This window comes from Bacillus sp. IS1 (genome assembly GCF_032461585.1).
GTDB classification, from domain to species: domain Bacteria; phylum Bacillota; class Bacilli; order Bacillales; family Bacillaceae; genus Bacillus; species Bacillus velezensis.
Genome location: NZ_JAWCWR010000001.1, coordinates 100,707 through 118,597, shown reverse-complemented (window position 1 = coordinate 118,597; position 17,891 = coordinate 100,707). Strand labels below are relative to the sequence as shown.

Here is a 17,891-nt window from a genome sequence, read left to right as displayed (position 1 = left end):
CCGCCGGAGTGATTCGGCAGCCTGTTTTGTTATGTATGTTATTGATGATAATTGAGAGCCTGAGCGAGATTGGACTTGATCGTAATATCTGAGAAATTAATGCCGAGCTGTACGGCGGTTTGAGCCATTTCCGGCCTGATTCCGGATAAAGTGGACGTGACGCCGATCAGGTTCAGCGCCTCAATTAATTTAAAAATCTGATGCGCCACCATCGTATCGACAACCACTACACCCGACAGGTCAATAAACAGATGTTCAATCAGCCGTTTTGCACATGTGCTCAGCGTATTTTCAAGAATGAATTTGGCGCGCTCCGTGTCAATATCGCCGACAAGCGGCAGCAGCGCCGTCCGTTTGCTCAGCGTGATAACCGGCGAGCTTAACTCCAAAATCATTTCTCTTTGCGCGTTCAGCTGCATTTTCGAGTTATGCTCGGCATGATCGACAAACGTGTAAATCGTAAAATCAAATACTCGTACAATTAAATTCTCCCATTTCTTCCTTTCTCCCCGTGCAAACGAAGATTCATGTTTATCGGCAAACGCATCATAATAAGTGATGTATAGTCTCCGGTTTCTCATGAATTCACGGACCACATACTGGACGGGAGTATCCAGATGCTTCTGGTCTTTCGCAAGCTCAATCACCCACCGCTCGAACTCTTCTAAAAATTCTTTTTCCGGCATGATATACATTTTATTAATATGCCGGTAAAATTCTTTATCCTGCTCCGTCAGTTCTTCTGTGATGACGGGGTTTGTCAAAGAATAAATCGAATTCGGGTCCGAATCTTCCATCGTTTCGATCCACTCTTTCGCAATTTGATCCGCTTGTTCTGTAAAATAGTCGTATAATGCTTCATTTATCTTCATATCTCTTCTCCTTTCCCATTTCCAATTATAGCGTCAGCGGGTCATGAATGAAAATAAAAGCTGTTAAACTATCCATTTATTTGAAATTTTTTAGTGCAATAGATTACGCCTTTTTTATGAAAATGCTTCAAATGACTCTTTCCGGCCGGCATGCTCTGCCATAAAATAGTAGCAACACCCTTGTATCCACTCGCAAGCATAAAAAAGGAGGGCTTTTTTATGAATGGTGAAATGCATTTGATTCCTTATGTCACGGACGAACAGATCATGGATGTGAACGAGCTTCCGGAGGGGATTAAAGTGATTAAGGCGCCAGAGTTGTGGGCAAAAGGGTTTAAAGGCAAGGATATTAAAATCGCGGTGCTTGACACAGGCTGCGACATCAATCATCCTGATTTGAAAGACCGGATTGTCGGCGGGAAAAACTTCACCGATGATGACGGAGGCAAAGAAGACGCGATTTCCGATTATAACGGACACGGGACACACGTTTCCGGAACGATTGCCGCCAATGATTCAAACGGCGGAATTTCGGGTGTCGCGCCGGAAGCAAGCCTCTTAATTGTTAAAGTTCTCGGCGGGAAAAACGGCAGCGGCAAATACGAATGGATCATTAACGGCATCAACTACGCCGTTGAACAAAAGGCCGATATCATTTCCATGTCACTCGGCGGGCCAAGCGATGTGCCTGAATTGAAAGAAGCCGTCGCAAATGCGGTAAAAAGCGGTGTTCTGGTCGTTTGCGCGGCAGGAAACGAAGGCGACGGAGACGAGCGTACAGAGGAACTGTCGTATCCGGCCGCTTACAACGAAGTGATCGCAGTCGGATCAGTCTCAATCGCCCGTAAATCGTCTGAATTTTCAAACGCCAATAAAGAGATTGACCTGGTGGCTCCGGGAGAAAATATTCTCTCCACCCTTCCCAACCATAAATACGGGAAGCTGACGGGCACTTCAATGGCCGCCCCGCATGTGAGCGGAGCGCTTGCCTTAATAAAAGGGCTTGAACAGGACGCGTTTCAGCGGACGCTTTCTGAGGCTGAAGTCTACGCCCAGCTCGTGCGGCGGACCCTTCCTTTGGACATCGCCAAAACATTGGCCGGGAACGGGTTTCTGTATTTAGACGCGCCTGAAGTGCTGATGGAAAGAGCCGAACAGGCACAGCTGCTGTCTTTCTGATATTTTTCTCATATAATGATTGGTCAGCTTGTCACATCACCAATTTTTAAAATGTGAGATTTTCTATTGACAGTGATCTGAATAAGCTGATAAGATAACCAACAAATGATGTAACTTTTCAAAAAAATTGAAATACTTTCTCTTATCGAGAGTTGGGCGAGGGATTGGCCTTTTGACCCCAACAGCAACCGACCGTAATTCCATTGTGAAATGGGGCGCGTGATTTTTGCGCCGAGACGACTGTCTCATAAGGCACGGTGCTAATTCCATCAGACGTGATCTGAGAGATGAGAGAGGCTTACATTTTGAAGTTAAAGCCTCTTTCTCTCATGAGAAAGGGGCTTTTTTGTTACATCTCACTTAAAGGAGGAAACTTAATGACAACAATCAAAACTTCGAACCTCGGTTTTCCGAGAATCGGCTTGAACAGAGAATGGAAAAAAGCGCTTGAGGCATATTGGAAAGGTAACACTGACAAAGAAACGTTTCTTAAAGAACTTGACGGTTTATTCTTATCAGCTGTCAAAACACAGCTTGACCAACATATCGATATCGTGCCGGTCTCTGATTTCACCCATTATGACCATGTGCTTGATACAGCCGTCAGCTTTAACTGGATTCCGGAAAGATTCCGCAGCATCACGGATCCCGTTGATACATACTTTGCGATTGCCCGCGGTGTAAAAGACGCCGTTTCCAGTGAAATGACGAAATGGTTTAATACCAACTACCATTACATCGTTCCTGAATATGACGAAAGCATTGAATTCCGTCTGACGAGAAACAAACAGCTTGATGACTACCGCCGGATCAAAGAAGAATTCGGAGCGGAAACGAAACCTGTCATCGTCGGTCCGTACACATTCGTCACGCTTGCGAAAGGATACGAAGAATCAGAAGCGAAAGCGATTCAAAAACGCCTTGTTCCTCTTTATGTTCAGCTGCTGAAAGAGCTTGAAGCAGAAGGCGTCAAATGGGTTCAGATTGATGAGCCTGCCCTTGTGACAGCTTCTTCTGAAGACGTCCGTGCCGCCAAAGACCTCTATGAAGCGATCACAAAAGAGCTTTCAGGACTGAATGTTCTCCTGCAGACATACTTTGATTCGGTTGATGCATATGAAGAACTCGTTTCTTATCCCGTACAGGGAATCGGGCTTGACTTTGTGCATGATAAAGGCAGAAACCTTGAGCAGCTGAAAAAGCACGGCTTCCCGAAAGATAAAGTGCTGGCAGCCGGTGTGATCGACGGGCGCAACATTTGGAAAATCGATGTTGAAGAACGCCTTGATGCAGCTCTGGATATCCTCAGCCACGCTGACGTTGAGGAATTATGGATTCAGCCTTCAAGCAGCCTTCTGCACGTGCCGGTGGCAAAACACACTGACGAGCACCTCGAAAAGGATTTGCTGAACGGCCTGTCATACGCTAAAGAAAAACTGGCGGAACTCGGCGTCTTAAAAGAAGGGCTTCTGTCCGGCAAAGCGGCCGTCAGTGAGCAGATCGAAGAGTCAAAAGCGGCACTTAAGGCTTTAAAAGCATTCGCAACAGGAGCGAACTCAGCTCAAAAAGAAGAGCTGAATCAGCTGACGGAAAAAGATTTCTCCCGTCCGGCAAGCTTTGAAGAACGATTGGCGCTGCAAAATGAATCACTCGGTCTTCCCCTTCTGCCGACGACGACAATCGGAAGCTTCCCTCAATCTGCCGAGGTGCGGAGCGCACGGCAAAAATGGCGGAAAAAAGATTGGACGGATGAACAGTACCAAGCCTTTATTAATGCGGAAACGAAGCGCTGGGTTGACATTCAGGAAGAAATCGGCTTAGACGTGCTCGTTCACGGAGAATTTGAGCGGACGGACATGGTCGAATACTTCGGTGAAAAACTGGCCGGATTCGCCTTTACGAAATATGCATGGGTGCAGTCTTACGGTTCACGCTGCGTACGTCCGCCTGTCATTTTCGGAGATGTCGAATTTATCGAACCGATGACGGTAAAAGATACGGTCTACGCCCAATCGCTGACGGAAAAACACATGAAAGGCATGCTGACGGGACCTGTCACCATCTTAAACTGGTCATTCCCGCGTGTGGATATTTCAAGAAAAGAAATCGCCTTCCAGATCGGGCTTGCCCTCAGAAAAGAAGTAAAAGCGCTTGAAGATGCCGGTATTCAGATTATCCAAGTGGATGAACCCGCGCTCCGCGAAGGACTGCCGTTAAAAACGCAGGATTGGGATGAATATTTAACTTGGGCCGCAGAAGCATTCCGATTAACGACGTCTTCTGTGCAAAATGAGACGCAGATTCATACGCATATGTGTTACAGCAACTTTGAAGATATCGTAGATACGATCAATGATCTTGACGCGGATGTCATTACAATCGAACACAGCAGAAGCCACGGAGGATTTTTAGAATACTTGAAAGAACATCCTTACGTGAAAGGCCTCGGACTCGGTGTATACGACATTCACAGCCCGCGTGTGCCGGCAACTGAAGAAATCTATCAAATTATTGATGACGCGCTTGAAGTGTGTCCGACTGACCGCTTCTGGGTAAACCCGGACTGCGGACTGAAAACAAGACAGCAGGAAGAAACCGTTGCGGCATTAAAAAATATGGTCGACGCCGCGAAACAGGCACGAAAAAAACAAGCTCAGCTTGTATAATGAAAACAGCCATCCGCAAATCGCGGGTGGCTGTTTTTTCTGGGCGTGCTACTTATTCTTCAGCGCTTCTGCAAGTTCATATAATGAATCATGCTGCTTAATTTGATAGCCCCGCCCTTCTTTTTGCAAATACCCTTTTTGGCAGAATTGCGTCAGCACATGCAAGAGATGACGGTAAGATACACCCAAATAATCACAGACCGTTACGTGCTTCTCTTTATAAACCCCTTCATAAGCCGTCTGCAAAATAAAATCAGCAAGCCGGTTTTCAAGCGGGAACGCCAGACTTTGTGAATATTTCGAAGCCATAAGCGTTGCCTTAGCACTTAAAAACTTAGCCAACTCACGCAGGAATTTCGCATCCTGCAGCAATTGCGCGCGGCAGCGGTAAATAGGCAGAGCAAAACAAACAGTCTTCGCTGAGGCTTGAATTCCTTTTGTGTAATACACTTCATGTAATAGTTCCATCTCTCCGATGTAATCATTTTTGTTGATAAAATTAATTAAAGAAACTTTCCCGTTTTGATGGGTTACATATATTTTCGCTTTTCCTTCAATCACGTAAAACAGGAAGTCAGGCCTCCTGCCCTCTTGAATCATCCATTCGTCCCGCTCATATTCGCGCACTTCCATAAACTTTTCAGCGGGGAAAGAGAATAAATGCGCGATTGAGTGTTTTTCTAACTGATGCCGCTTTTTCTCGCCTTTATAAATTTCCATCGTCCACCCCAAAAATATGAGATATCTCATATTGTCTTTATGTCTTTACATGATAACATGCCAATTAAAGGAGGAACGGGAATGAAAGCATATCGCTGGATGAGTCTGCATTTTTTTAGTTTTTTTATGACATGGGGTGTTTTTCTGCCCTATTGGACGGGATGGATGGTGCATATAAAAGGGGTTTCCGTATCCGAAGCCAGTTTCATTATGAGCCTGGGCTTGGCGGCAAGAGGGATTTCCACATTATTTTTCTTCCCTTATTTATCAGGAAAATTCAGCAGCAAAGCCTTATTAAACGGCGCCAGAATCGGGACGCTTCTCGCACTTTTATGTTATATTCCCGCTGATTCTTTTCAAAGCCTGCTTCTTGTCACATTAGTGCTGCATGTGTTTTACCCTGCTTTAATGCCTGCTTTAGACAGCGCTTGCGGCGTCCTTGTACAGCATAACGAATTAAAGGCTTATGGGACAAGCCGCCAGTGGGGGTCCGCGGGTTTTGTTTCAGCCGGCGTCATCCTGTCCGTCTTTACAGGTATATTCGGAGATCAAGCGATTTTATGGGCACTGCTTTTGGGCACCCTGATATTCGCATGTCTCAGCTTTATGCATGCGCCAGCTGTTCTTTCAAAACGGCCGGAAACAGACCGCGCAAGAAAAGAGGGTATGTTTGCCTTATTCCGCATCAAATATTTCGGTCTGGTGCTCGCAATCGTTATCTTACTGCAAGCGGCACATGCATCTTACTACAATTACGGTTATCTCTTTTTGCAGGAAATCGATGCGCCCGCATATGCCATCGGAATCATCATCAACATCGCCGTTATCGCGGAGATTATCTTCTTTGCAATCGCTGACCGATACTTTCATCAATTTACGGCAGGCTCTTTGCTCGCCCTGGCGGCGCTTGGTGCTACCGTACGCTGGATACTCGTATTTGCCTTTCCGCATGTCATCATTTTCTGTATTGCGCAGACGCTGCATGCCTGTTCATTCGCGATGGGACACTATGCATTTATGAAATACTTAATTAAAAATATTTCACCCGCGCAAATCCCGAAAGCCCAAGGCATATATTCAGCGCTTGCTCTCAGCTGGAGCACTGCGGTATTTACTATTTTCGGAGGTTTTTTATATGAAATTGAACCCCGGTATGCCTTTATCGGAATGATTGTTTGTACGATCCCATCCATGCTTCTCGCCCTTTTATACAGAAAACTCGAAATGAAAAAGAGAGTTTTTGCAGGAAACGCTCAAGATATGTAGCCATCGCTTTATAGACGATCACATGTCCCGCTGTCATTTTGACCGATTTGCGAATGCTGTGCGATGTATTTTATCTATATTTAAAGTATTTCCTTCATATATGATGAATTTAATGAAGGGAATTCGTTCAGAAACTTGGACAGAGTCAGTGAATATACTGATACAGTACTGCTTACGCTTATTTCGGGGAACTTTGTTCGTAATAAAATGATTTTCAGCCAACTCATAAGGAGGGACATTGTGTCACAGCCTAATTTGCCTAATATCACCCCTGTCGTTACACTTTCCAGAGACGATACCATTAACCTTCTTCTTTCGTCAATTGCTATGGAAGAGCTGGGAATGGCACATATTCTGAATGCGGAAGGGAAAAAAATCCAATACGCGCTCGGAACGATTCCCGGATTAACAGGGCCCCCGTCAAGTCTTGCGGATATTCTGAACTTGAATGAGAGCGTCCGTGATACGCTTGACAGCTTAATGAAACAGGAGCTTCTTCTCGGTTCAAAATTGGACAGTATCTCAAATATCCCTACACTGGCGGGACCGACTGGTGCTACGGGGCCGACGGGACCAGCCGGCGGGCCCGCAGGACCGACGGGAGCAATCGGCCCGGCCGGAGCGACAGGGCCAACCGGACCGACCGGGCCGACGGGGGTCACCGGTGCGGGTCTTCAAGGGATTGTTGCTTTTAATCCGCTGATTGCTCCCACTTATACACCCGGACAGGTTGTATTGTATAACGGAAGCTCCTATGTCGTGAACACAGCTTCGCCGGCAGGGATTCCGGATACGTCTGCCGATTATACGCTTTTAGCTGCCGCAGGATCAACCGGGCCGATCGGACCAACAGGCGCTACAGGAGCCGGATTGACAGGATTGACAGCTTTTGATCCCGCTGCTGCACCTTTTTATACAGCGGGGCAGGTTGTATTGTATGAGGGTGCTTCTTATGTCGTAAATATCAATAACCCTTCAGGCATTCCCGGGACATCGCCGGATTATACACTGCTTGCCGCCGCGGGGCCGACCGGGCCGACAGGGGTCACGGGCGCCGGACTGCAAGGCATCGTACCGTTTGATCCCCTCGCTGCCGCTGCCTATACCGCTGGACAGCCAGTTACTTTCAACGGCAGCTCTTACGTCGCAAACGTAAACAGCCCGGCGGGAACCCCTGGAGCCTCAGCTGACTATACACTTTTAGCTGCGGCGGGAATCACCGGCGCTACTGGCGTTACCGGACCGACTGGATTTACCGGCGCTACTGGCGGCACCGGACCGACCGGATTTACCGGCGCTACTGGCGTTACTGGACCGACCGGAATCACCGGCGCTACTGGCGGCACCGGACCGACCGGATTTACCGGCGCTACTGGCGTTACTGGACCGACCGGAATCACCGGCGCTACTGGCGGCACCGGACCGACTGGATTTACCGGCGCTACTGGCGGCACCGGACCGACCGGAATCACCGGCGCTACTGGCGGCACCGGACCGACCGGGATCACCGGCGCTACTGGCGGCACCGGACCGACCGGATTTACCGGCGCTACTGGCGTTACTGGACCGACCGGAAGCACCGGCGCTACTGGCGGCACCGGACCGACCGGATTTACCGGCGCTACTGGCGGCACCGGACCGACTGGATTTACCGGCGCTACTGGCGGCACCGGACCGACCGGAAGCACCGGAACAAGTCTGACAGCAACTTCCGGCTATGCATGCAATACGGGCGGCGGTGTTGTCGCAGTTATTGTCGGCGGCACGACCATTTCCTTACCGAATGAGCAAAACCTCTCAGCAGATATTACCGCTAATGCCGCAAATACCATATTTACCGTTGCTCCGGCGGGACGTTACTATATCTCCTACCATATTAATTTAACGGCCGGCCTGCTTGTAAGTTCGCGTATTTTAATCAACGGCACTCCTCCTGCAAGTTCGATTATCGCCCCGGTCGCGTCTTTGGCAAACTTTAATAACTCCTTTATTGTGACTTTGCCAGCAGGCAGCACCATCCAGCTTCAGCTGTTCGGATTATTGGGTGCGGCCACATTGCTTGGAGGAAGCGTCGGTGCAGCTTTAAACATTATTCGATTATCTTAATGGAACATGCAAAAAAAAGGATCAGGCGTTTGTCCGCTGATCCTTTTTTAATTGAGACAGAAGCTCTTGCGCGGGTTTAAATTGAGGATTGAACTTCACGGATTTTTTGGCGTAAGCGATGGCCGTCATATCATGGTTTAATTCAGCATGGCATTTTGCCATATAATAAAAAGCTCTGAAATCGGCGGCACCTTTTAAAATTAAGTGATCAGCGTTTTCTCCTTCAACCTGCGTTCCGTTTTCAAATGCTTTGATTGCCGCTCTGTACTTTTCCAAATGATATAATACAAGGCCTTTATAATAATGAAGATTGCTGTAATCAGGATATAGCTTGAGCACTTTTTCAATCCCTTGTTCGGCTTCTTCATACCGTTTGAGCTCAAGCAATATTGTATATTTCAAATAATACAGGAGAGACGGAGGCATTCGTTTTTCGCTTAAAAATTGAAAAATTGAGCCGTTGACAAGATGTAATGCTTTTTCATAGTCTTTTATTCTGTAGCATTCACTTGCCAAATGATAGACAAGCCACGGATCAGGGTTTTCCTCTGAAAGCTCTTCATTTAAAATGCTGATATTCCGTTTATGTTTTTGCTTGATCTTTTCTTCCTGCTCCAAGTAGCCGTAGTGATGAATCACACATGGGAGCGTGAAAAAAGCATTGTTTTCTTCCTCATTGGGAGCCGAGATATTCTCGTGAATTCTGCCTTGATACAAAAGGCCTTTATGATTGCGGAACAGTCTCGGCTGCATGCTTTCAAACGCTTCGTTTTCATCGAGCTGCTTCCCCGTATAATTGATGATTTTCAAAAGGCCCCGGCTCGGTAATCCGTCATGAAGTAGCGAAGTTAAAAAGCGGCCCGTCTCCTGATCGAGCTCTTCATCCGCGTCAAGCACTAAAATCCAATCTCCTTCGGCATGCTGCAGGGCGTAATTTCTGGCCTTTGCGAAATCATTCTCCCATTCGAAATCAAACACTCTTGCCTGAAAGCTTTTGCAGATATCTTTTGTATTATCTTGTGATCCGGTGTCTGCGATGACGATCTCATCAACGATGTCTTGTACACTTGATAAACAACGGGAGATGTATCTCTCCTCGTTTTTCACAATCATGCAAAGAGTCAGTTTACATTCAGCATTTCCGCTCATTTTCTCACCTTTCCCGATTTTGGAGTTGTTGATTGAACCAAGGCCGTTCAGGAGTGCCGTTCATCGTTATGATGACAGGCCGCACCCATCTGACGGCAGGTTCGGCAGTTGATTCTGCATCCCATTCCTGAAGCTGCCTGACAGCCCGCTTCGTAATGGGATGCGCCCGGAATTCGCGCGGGCTTTCAAAAATGAATTTTTTCGTTCGTTCCGTCACTGTCTTCATTTCATGAAAGTGCCGCTCATACATCTGCTTCTGCTCTTCTTCCAGGCTGACCATTAAAAACAGACGGCCGCCAGTTTCCATCTGCCAGCGGCACAATGCGGAGAACAGCCTGATTTCTTCTTTGTAATTTGAATCCCTTCTTTTATCCACGGTCACAGATAATATATTTAACAGCGCAATCGTGAGGCAATGCATGGCTTCAAAAGATGTCTGTTTCGCTTTTGAGATGCTTGGATACGGCATATGCTTCACCTGTCTCTTTTTTTATGAACGCTCCCCGCCTTTTTTCTTCCAACCGCAGTCCTCACAATCCCCGCACTCACAGCAGCCAATGCGGCCGTAAAACAGGCCGTCACACGGATCTTCAGGATGCGGATTCGGAAAGCACGGGTCGCATGGATCTTCCGGATCATCCGGATCACTGGGATCGTCCGGATTCCACGGGTCATCAGGACCGCCCGGATCACTCGGATTACTTGGGTCGTCCGGATTCCACGGGTCATCAGGATCGCCTGGATTACTCGGATTGCTTGGGTCGTCCGGGTCCATACAGGCTTCAGAATCCTGTAAGAAGATAATGTCCTCAAGCTTCGTCTGCAAAAGGAGTTGTGATTTCATGACGGTGCGCAGGAGCCGTTCAGTGCTTCTATTGATTGATGACAATTCCTCCAAGGAGGGATCGCCGGAAGCGCCGAGAAACATTTGAATCCTTTCCGCTTCCGCCTGCAGAATATGGGATAGTCCGATTTCTTCCATAGCCACGGATGAAAGAAGGAGGTTCAGGGTCTCACATCTGGAGAGTGTAATGTCGGGGGTGATGTTCGGTATGTTTGGAAGAGACATCGATTTCTCCCTCTTTTCTCTTGGTGTCATTATGCAAAAGTGCTATATCGTATTCTTATTCCGGGAGAGAAGAGATCATTACTGATGTTTTCGTTAATAAAATATCCCGGATATGAAATCCGGGATATTCGTTCGTTGATTTATTTTAATTCAAGTTTGACGTCTACATTTCCTCTTGTTGCTTTTGAATACGGACAGAACTCGTGAGCGGCGTGCACTAGCTTCTCCGCCGTTTCTTTGTCAAGATCTTTTGTATCAATGACGAGCGTTACGCCGATTTTGTAACCTCCGTCACTCTCATCTTTTAAAAGGCTGACCTGTCCTTCAATTTCAGAGGTCATGTCGATTTTTTGTTTTTGGGCGGCAAGCTCAAGCGCTCCCCCAAAGCAGGCAGCATACCCTGCCGCAAAGAGCTGTTCAGGGTTTGTGCCGGTTTCTCCGTCTTTTTTTGCATTCGGCATGATGATGTCAAAATCCAGCACCCCGTCGTCGGATTTAATATGTCCTGCTCGTCCGCCGACTGCGGTCGCTTTTGAAGTAAATAATGCCATTATTATCAGCCTCCTCATTGTACTTACTGTATATATTGCCCCTGCTCATATTTTTAAACATGAGGAATAGGAAATGGACCGTTTTTCGGCTACAATAGGGGTAACGTTAACAAACAAAGAGTTGGTGAAAGAAGTAATGGCAGAAAAAGATTTTGAACATATGAAACTGGAGAATCAGCTTTGTTTTTTGCTGTACGCAAGCTCAAGGGAAATGACGAAACGGTACAAACCGCTGCTTGATAAGCTCAACGTAACTTATCCCCAGTATTTGGCGCTGCTTTTATTATGGGAGCACGAAGAACTGAATGTGAAACGGATGGGTGAGCTTTTGTACCTGGATTCCGGAACGCTGACACCGATGCTGAAACGGATGGAGCAGCACGGAATCATCATGAGGAAGCGGTCGGCTGAAGACGAGCGATCCGTGACGATCAGGCTCACAGATGAAGGACGGGCCTTGCAGAAAACAGCGGCGGATATTCCCATTGCCATGCTGGAACAGACGGGACGGTCAAAAGAGGAATTAAAGCAGTTAAAGCAGTCGCTTTATGAGGTTTTGAATACGCTGCACGGCAAAAAATAAGGATGCCCCAAATGGGCATCCTTATTTTTATTCTGCTGCCAGAAGCTTCACTTCAATATTTCCCGCTGTCGCTTTTGAATACGGGCAGACACCGTGCGCTTTTTGGATAAGGGCTTCAAGCTCCTGTTTATCAATGCCGGCTGCTTTGACCTCAAGCGTAACGCCTAGTTTATATCCTTGGTCTGCTTCATCTTTCAGCAGACTGACATGCGCAGTGACCTCTGTTTCAATACTCAGACGCTCTTTTCTTGCTACGAGCTGAAGAGCGCTGTCAAAGCAGGCTGAATATCCTGCGGCAAACAGCTGTTCAGGGTTTGTGGCATGCTCGAGCTTTTTTGCTCTTGGCGTTCCCGGCATGGCAACATCAAGATTCAGCACTCCGTCAGAAGACGTGACTTTCCCTTCACGTCCGCCGGCGGCTGATACGGTTGCAGTAAATAATGGTTTTGTCATGTGAATTCACCTCTATTATATTGTGTACAATTTAATCTTACACAATATAATAGAAACCGTCAATCTTTCCGCATAAAAAAAGCCTACCCTTTTTGAAGGATAAGCTTAAAAGATTATACGCGGATTTGTCCGTTTCCTTTGATGATGATTTTTGTAGATGTTAACGCCGGAAGCCCCATCGGCCCTCTCGCGTGAAGCTTTTGCGTGCTGATGCCGATTTCGGCTCCGTATCCGAATTCAAAACCGTCTGTAAACCGGGTTGAAGCATTATGATACACGGCGGCGGCGTCAACGGCGGTCTGGAAGTAAGCCGCATGCTCGGCGTTCTCCGTCAGAATGGCTTCTGAATGGTTTGTGCCGTACTGCTGAATGTGGCGGACCGCCTCCTGTACGTCCTGCACCGTTTTCACACTGAGAATCGGCGCCAGGTACTCCGCTCCCCAATCGGCTTCTTCTGCTTGTTTCGCTTGAGGCTCCAGTCTGCAAATCACCTGGTCTCCTCGGAGCTCCACCCCTTTTGCTGTCAGCTGATTCAGCAGCTTTCGTCCGTGTTCTTCGGCCCATTTTTCATGAATCAAAAGAGATTCAATCGCGTTGCAGACCGAAGGACGCTGTGTTTTGGCATTGATGACGACCTCGCTTGCCATTTGAGGATCTGCTGACTCATCTATGTACACGTGGCAATTGCCCGCTCCGGTTTCTAAAACGGGTACGGTTGATTCCCTGACAACAAGATCAATTAAATTTTTACCGCCGCGCGGGATCAATACATCCAGCCCGTCATTTAATGTAAAGAGCTGTTTGGCGGTTTCTTTGCTTGTATCTTCTATGAGCTGAACAGCATCAATCGGAAGCTTTGACAGCCCCAGTGCGCGTTTCATCACACTGACAAGCGCTATGTTGCTGTGGATGGCGGAAGAACTTCCTCTGAGCACAACCGCGTTTCCGGTTTTCAGGCAGAGTGTCGCCGCGTCTACGGTAACGTTCGGTCTGGCCTCATAGATCATGCCCACTACTCCGAGGGGCACGCGGATTTTTTCAATAGATAATCCATTCTCTTTTTGAATGGTCTCCAGCGATTCACCGACGGGATCTTCAAGACCGATTAGCAGTTCCACGGCGTCCGCTATATCGAGCAGGCGTTTTTCATCAAGAGTCAGCCTGTCAATAATGTCAGGTGTCAGTCCTCTGTTCCGTCCCGCTTCAATATCTTTCTGATTCTCTGTTAAAATCAGCCGGCGTTCATTTCTGAGTCCGTCTGCAATACATTGGAGCGCTTCGTTTTTTTCAGCCGTCGTTTTCATGACCATTTCGGCAGCCGCTTCTTTTGCCAAGGCTGCTTTTTGCAATACTTCACTCATTTGTGTTCCCCCTCGTCAAATAAATTCACCCAATCATCTCTGTGAATCACTTCCACCTGCTTCGTTCCTGAAAGCTGGTCGCTCCGCTTCCCTTTGGCTCCTATAATTTCATCGGATGAGTACTGCGTCTGCCCTTTGCCGATAATGCCGCCGGGCCCTCTGACTTCCACTACGGCCCCTTTCGGAAAACTGCCGCAGACATCGGCGACACCGGCCGGGAGGAGACTTGACCCGTTATGGATCATCGCCTGCTCCGCTCCCCCATCAATGATGATTTCCCCTGATATCGGAGAATGAAACATGATCCATTGCCGTGTATTATTCACTGAGGACAGGTCTTTATCGCCGATATAAGTGCCGTCGCCTTTTCCGTCTAAAATTCCCATCAGTTTTTCCCGTCCGGAGCCGGTTCCGATAAATACCTTCACCCCGAGCGACAATGCGGTCTGGGCGGCGAGAAGTTTTGACTTCATGCCTCCGGTGCCGACCTTTGAGCCTGCTGATCCGGCATACCCGAGCAATTCTGGTGTGATGTCATTCAGATAGTCGAACCGCTTTGCGTCCGGGTTTTCATTCGGATTGGCATCGTACAGCCCGTTAATGTCTGTGAGAATCATTAATTGGTCTGCATGAATCAACCCGCTTACAAGCGCCGACAGCATGTCGTTATCACCGAACGTCAGCTCTTCGACTGATGTGGAATCATTCTCATTAATAATCGGCACGACGCCCCGCTCCAACAGTTCCATTACAGTGGCATAGGCATTTCTGTACCGCTCTCTTTTTGAGAAATCATTTCTTGTTAATAAAATTTGTGCCGGCGTCAGACCGTATCTTTTTAAATGGTCCATATATTGCTGCATTAAAAGCGTCTGGCCGACTGCGGCAGCTGCCTGCTTTCCTTTTATCGTAACGGGTCGCGACGGATAGCCGAGAGCGGAAAAACCCGCTGCCACCGCGCCTGAGGTAATGAGGATCACTTCATGCCCGTTTTCTTTTAATAAAGAAATGGCTTCCGTATGTTCCTTGATTTTTGCTTCATCAATACTTCCGTTACTGTTGGTGAGCGAGCTGCTCCCGATTTTCACAACAATTCTTTGTTTTTTCATCATTTCTCCTCCGTGGCAATCAATCCAAACCGGCTCTCGTCAATAAAAAAAGCCCATTCCGTCCTGAAAAATAAGGACGAAATGGGCTTTCCGTGGTACCACCTTGTTTGAACGCGTTTTTCACGCGTCCCGCTTTCCTGTAACGCCAGGTTATCGCGCCTGAGTTTTCCCCTCAGGACTCCAAGGCAGGTTCGGCAGGTTTCATGCGGCAAAATGTTTCAGCGGGCCATTTTGCTCTCTGTCACAGAAAGTTCTGCGTACTGATCCTCTTCAACGCTCAATGATTTTTTTATATTATGCAAAGAAAACAGGTTCTTGTCAAGACATTTTCATCCATAAAAAACAGCCCGCCTCCCCGGCGGACCGTCATTAATTAAATACGATCGTTTTGTTTCCGTGAACGATGACGCGGTCTTCCAGATGCCATTTTACGGCTCTTGCCAACACGCTCCGCTCAATCGTTCTGCCGATATTCTTCAAATCCTCTGCGTGATCTCTGTGATCGACGCGTTCAATATCCTGTTCAATAATCGGCCCTTCGTCAAGATCGTCCGTCACATAGTGAGAAGTCGCGCCGATTAATTTCACTCCGCGCTCATAAGCCCGTTTATACGGATTAGCGCCGATAAAGGCCGGCAGAAATGAATGGTGGATGTTAATAATCCGATTCGGATGGGCAGATACAAAATCAGACGTCAAAATCTGCATGTAGCGGGCAAGAACGATCACATCAATCTTATACTGCTCCAGCAGCTCAAGCTGGCGCCGCTCCACTTCGGCGCGGATCTCTTTGTTAGCTTTCATGTAATGGAACGGAATATTCAGCGGTTCGACCACTTCTTTGGCCTCTTCGTGGTTGCTGATGACGACCGCAATTTCGGCCATCATATTGCCGCTTTGCCACTCCCAAATCAGTTCATGAAGGCAGTGCAGCTCCTTCGATACAAAGATCGCCACTCGCTTCAGCTCACTTGCCAGAGACAGGCTCCATGTCATGCCGAATGTCTGGGCGATTGAGGCGAACGCTTGCTGTAAATCCTCTTTTTTCTCACGAATGCCCTTGCAGTCGAATTCGATCCTAAGAAAAAACCGTCCGCCTTCAGGGTCAGTCGTATATTGATTTGATTCAATAATGTTTGCGCCATGTTCAAACAAAAACGCCGACACGGCCGATACAATTCCCGGCTGGTCGGGGCAGCTGACAAGCAGGCGCCCTTTTTCCTCATTCCCGCGGCGGTATTCTTTCAGCCGCTGTGTCATATATGAATTCATCTGTTTTAATCCCTCGTATCTTCATAATTCGTAACTTACTAATAGATTATACTGAAGATTTGATAAAAATCAATTTACGAAAGAATTTTCAGCCCTACGGCAGCGCATAAAATAAGCGCAATGAAAAAGATGCGCTTCGCATCCTTCTGCTCGCCGTAGAAAAGAATGCCGGCTAATGCGCCGCCCGCTGTGCCGATACCGGTCCAGATCGCATAGGCCGTGCCCATCGCGATCGTCTCCATCGCATAAGAAAGCAGGGAAAAAGAAGCCGCAAATCCGGCGATAATGAAAAGAATCCATTTGACTTTCTTTTCTTTTTGAAATTGATTCATTAAAATGACCCCGAGCATTTCACAAAGACCCGCGGCTATCAGGCTGATCCAATGCATTACGCCTTCTCCTCCTTCGTCTCAGGCTTATCCTGTGTGACCAGCTTTAATCCGATGACACCGATCAGCAAAACGCCGATCAGTACGATTTTCACCGGATCGGCCTGTTCTTTGAAAAGCAGGATTTCACTGAGCACGGTGCCCGCTGTCCCGAGTCCGGTAAAGACCGCGTATACCGTTCCTACGGGCAGGCTGTCTGTCGCCTTGATTAATAGATAAAAACTGATAATGATTCCCGTAATCGTGCCGCTCCACGCCAGTGCTGAATCAGCATGTTTCAGGCCGGTGACCCATACCACTTCAAATACGGCCGCTATGACCACTAAACCCCATTTCATGTTCTTCACCCTTTCTGTATCCGGACAATACAAAAAAGCCCGGATAGTCGTCTCTCATGAGATTGACTCTCCCGGGCTTTTTTCCCTCCGTGTGCATATGCGGGATATGTCCGCATATGTGTTTTCTCTCGGACCAGGCCATGTATGAACATGCGGAACCCTAGAAAACATGTCTGTTCGTATCATACTACATTTCGCCGAAACGTTCAACGTCAGATGTGATGTCAAAAACCGTCAGCTGCCTCTCCCATTTGGTAACGGTCTCACCGGGCACCATGCCGATTTTTTCCGCGACACGGACGGAGGCAGCGTTTTCCGGATCAATCAGCGCCGCTATGCGTCCGTATTGCTGCATATGAAAACCGTAGTCCAGACAGGCGTTCGCCGCCTCTGTCGCATAGCCGCAGCCCCAGCGGCGGCGGGCAAACATATAGCCGATTTCCATCAAAGTGTTTCCGTTTACCGTTTGCGGAACGATTCCGCATTGACCAAGAAATGCGCCCGTCTCTTTATCCTCTGCGATCCAAAGACTGACGCCGTATCCTTTCGCCAATCGTTTGTTCCAGGCAATCCATTCCTTCGTTTCCCGTCTGCTTTTGAGAGAAGGATAATATTTCATGACCTCTCTGTCGGTAAACAGCCCGTACAAATTTTCTTCATCGTCATCCCGCATAGTCCGCAGACGGATACGCCCGGTTGTCAGGATGGTGTCGGAAGACTTATGTTCCATCATGCACGCCACGTCTCCTTTCCCTGTAATAGATTATGGATCCGGCAGGAAAAGTCCTTTCTCAGCATAAAAAAACCG

The 17,891-nt window shown here is 47.8% G+C and carries 18 protein-coding genes, 2 riboswitches and 1 other annotated feature; of the genes, 5 read left to right on the top strand and 13 right to left on the bottom strand.

All coding sequences use genetic code 11. The annotated features are described in order from the left end of the window. Positions 1–38: 38 nt before the first annotated feature. On the bottom strand, positions 39–872 hold the full coding sequence (locus RUW00_RS00655) for an STAS domain-containing protein (protein ID WP_103526950.1): 834 nt from the start codon (positions 870–872) through the stop codon (positions 39–41). A gap of 219 nt (positions 873–1,091) precedes the next feature. Here RUW00_RS00655 and RUW00_RS00650 point away from each other — a divergent pair, with 219 nt between their 5' ends. Next, the gene (locus tag RUW00_RS00650; RefSeq protein WP_029974679.1) at positions 1,092–2,051 is read left to right on the top strand and encodes a S8 family peptidase; all 960 of its coding nucleotides are present in this window, start codon (positions 1,092–1,094) and stop codon (positions 2,049–2,051) included. 139 nt (positions 2,052–2,190) lie between these two features. Beyond that, positions 2,191–2,345: riboswitch (SAM riboswitch) on the top strand. An 83-nt stretch (positions 2,346–2,428) separates the two neighbouring features. Beyond that, complete coding sequence (metE, locus tag RUW00_RS00645; RefSeq protein WP_103526951.1) at positions 2,429–4,717, top strand: 5-methyltetrahydropteroyltriglutamate--homocysteine S-methyltransferase; 2,289 nt, start codon at positions 2,429–2,431, stop codon at positions 4,715–4,717. Between the two features lie 48 nt (positions 4,718–4,765). Here metE and yeiL read toward each other — a convergent pair whose 3' ends face one another. Further along, the gene (gene yeiL, locus RUW00_RS00640; protein ID WP_029973055.1) at positions 4,766–5,437 is read right to left on the bottom strand and encodes a transcriptional regulator YeiL; all 672 of its coding nucleotides are present in this window, start codon (positions 5,435–5,437) and stop codon (positions 4,766–4,768) included. An 81-nt stretch (positions 5,438–5,518) separates the two neighbouring features. Between yeiL and RUW00_RS00635 the strand changes: the two genes are divergently transcribed. Further along, positions 5,519–6,703 (top strand): MFS transporter, encoded by a 1,185-nt coding sequence (locus RUW00_RS00635; RefSeq protein ID WP_014417553.1) that lies wholly within the window; start codon positions 5,519–5,521, stop codon positions 6,701–6,703. A gap of 240 nt (positions 6,704–6,943) precedes the next feature. Beyond that, a complete protein-coding gene (locus tag RUW00_RS00630) occupies positions 6,944–8,809 on the top strand; it encodes a BclA C-terminal domain-containing protein (protein ID WP_315956434.1) in 1,866 nt (621 codons plus the stop codon). Positions 8,810–8,830: 21 nt separating this feature from the next. Here RUW00_RS00630 and RUW00_RS00625 read toward each other — a convergent pair whose 3' ends face one another. The 4 genes from RUW00_RS00625 to ohrB form a co-directional block, all read right to left on the bottom strand. Beyond that, positions 8,831–9,958: a glycosyltransferase gene (locus RUW00_RS00625; RefSeq protein WP_095061373.1), complete on the bottom strand. Its 1,128-nt coding sequence runs from the start codon at positions 9,956–9,958 to the stop codon at positions 8,831–8,833. Between the two features lie 4 nt (positions 9,959–9,962). Then, positions 9,963–10,427 carry a hypothetical protein gene (locus tag RUW00_RS00620; protein WP_021493802.1) on the bottom strand — a complete coding sequence of 155 codons (465 nt, stop codon included), beginning with the start codon at positions 10,425–10,427 and terminating at the stop codon, positions 9,963–9,965. A gap of 21 nt (positions 10,428–10,448) precedes the next feature. Further along, positions 10,449–11,027: an alpha-helical endospore appendage domain-containing protein gene (locus RUW00_RS00615; protein WP_280145048.1), complete on the bottom strand. Its 579-nt coding sequence runs from the start codon at positions 11,025–11,027 to the stop codon at positions 10,449–10,451. Between the two features lie 140 nt (positions 11,028–11,167). Next, positions 11,168–11,578 carry an organic hydroperoxide resistance protein OhrB gene (gene ohrB / locus RUW00_RS00610; protein WP_022553455.1) on the bottom strand — a complete coding sequence of 137 codons (411 nt, stop codon included), beginning with the start codon at positions 11,576–11,578 and terminating at the stop codon, positions 11,168–11,170. A gap of 73 nt (positions 11,579–11,651) precedes the next feature. Between ohrB and RUW00_RS00605 the strand changes: the two genes are divergently transcribed. Further along, positions 11,652–12,161 carry a MarR family winged helix-turn-helix transcriptional regulator gene (locus RUW00_RS00605; protein ID WP_014417547.1) on the top strand — a complete coding sequence of 170 codons (510 nt, stop codon included), beginning with the start codon at positions 11,652–11,654 and terminating at the stop codon, positions 12,159–12,161. Between the two features lie 27 nt (positions 12,162–12,188). On the opposite strand, the gene RUW00_RS00600 is transcribed toward RUW00_RS00605, so the two are convergent. From RUW00_RS00600 to RUW00_RS00570, 7 genes are all read right to left on the bottom strand, one after another. Next, positions 12,189–12,614 carry an organic hydroperoxide resistance protein gene (locus tag RUW00_RS00600; protein WP_095061377.1) on the bottom strand — a complete coding sequence of 142 codons (426 nt, stop codon included), beginning with the start codon at positions 12,612–12,614 and terminating at the stop codon, positions 12,189–12,191. Positions 12,615–12,727: 113 nt separating this feature from the next. After that, on the bottom strand, positions 12,728–13,975 hold the full coding sequence (gene proA, locus RUW00_RS00595; protein ID WP_209388157.1) for a glutamate-5-semialdehyde dehydrogenase: 1,248 nt from the start codon (positions 13,973–13,975) through the stop codon (positions 12,728–12,730). Beyond that, complete coding sequence (gene proB / locus RUW00_RS00590; protein ID WP_280145438.1) at positions 13,972–15,084, bottom strand: glutamate 5-kinase; 1,113 nt, start codon at positions 15,082–15,084, stop codon at positions 13,972–13,974. Before proB ends, proA begins: the two co-directional genes overlap by 4 nt. A 69-nt stretch (positions 15,085–15,153) precedes the next feature. Beyond that, positions 15,154–15,367 (bottom strand) — a binding site (T-box leader). A gap of 86 nt (positions 15,368–15,453) precedes the next feature. Further along, positions 15,454–16,356, bottom strand: coding sequence for a formyltetrahydrofolate deformylase (gene purU / locus RUW00_RS00585; protein WP_280145047.1), 903 nt, complete (start codon positions 16,354–16,356; stop codon positions 15,454–15,456). Positions 16,357–16,430: 74 nt separating this feature from the next. Beyond that, the gene (locus RUW00_RS00580) at positions 16,431–16,745 is read right to left on the bottom strand and encodes a DMT family transporter (RefSeq protein ID WP_007407235.1); all 315 of its coding nucleotides are present in this window, start codon (positions 16,743–16,745) and stop codon (positions 16,431–16,433) included. Then, positions 16,745–17,083, bottom strand: a complete 339-nt coding sequence (locus tag RUW00_RS00575; RefSeq protein WP_007407236.1) for a DMT family transporter — start codon at positions 17,081–17,083, stop codon at positions 16,745–16,747. Before RUW00_RS00575 ends, RUW00_RS00580 begins: the two co-directional genes overlap by 1 nt. Positions 17,084–17,149: 66 nt before the next feature. Beyond that, a riboswitch (guanidine-I (ykkC/yxkD leader) is annotated at positions 17,150–17,258 on the bottom strand. Positions 17,259–17,270: 12 nt separating this feature from the next. Next, on the bottom strand, positions 17,271–17,816 hold the full coding sequence (locus RUW00_RS00570) for a GNAT family N-acetyltransferase (RefSeq protein WP_280145046.1): 546 nt from the start codon (positions 17,814–17,816) through the stop codon (positions 17,271–17,273). Between the last annotated feature and the right edge of the window lie 75 nt (positions 17,817–17,891).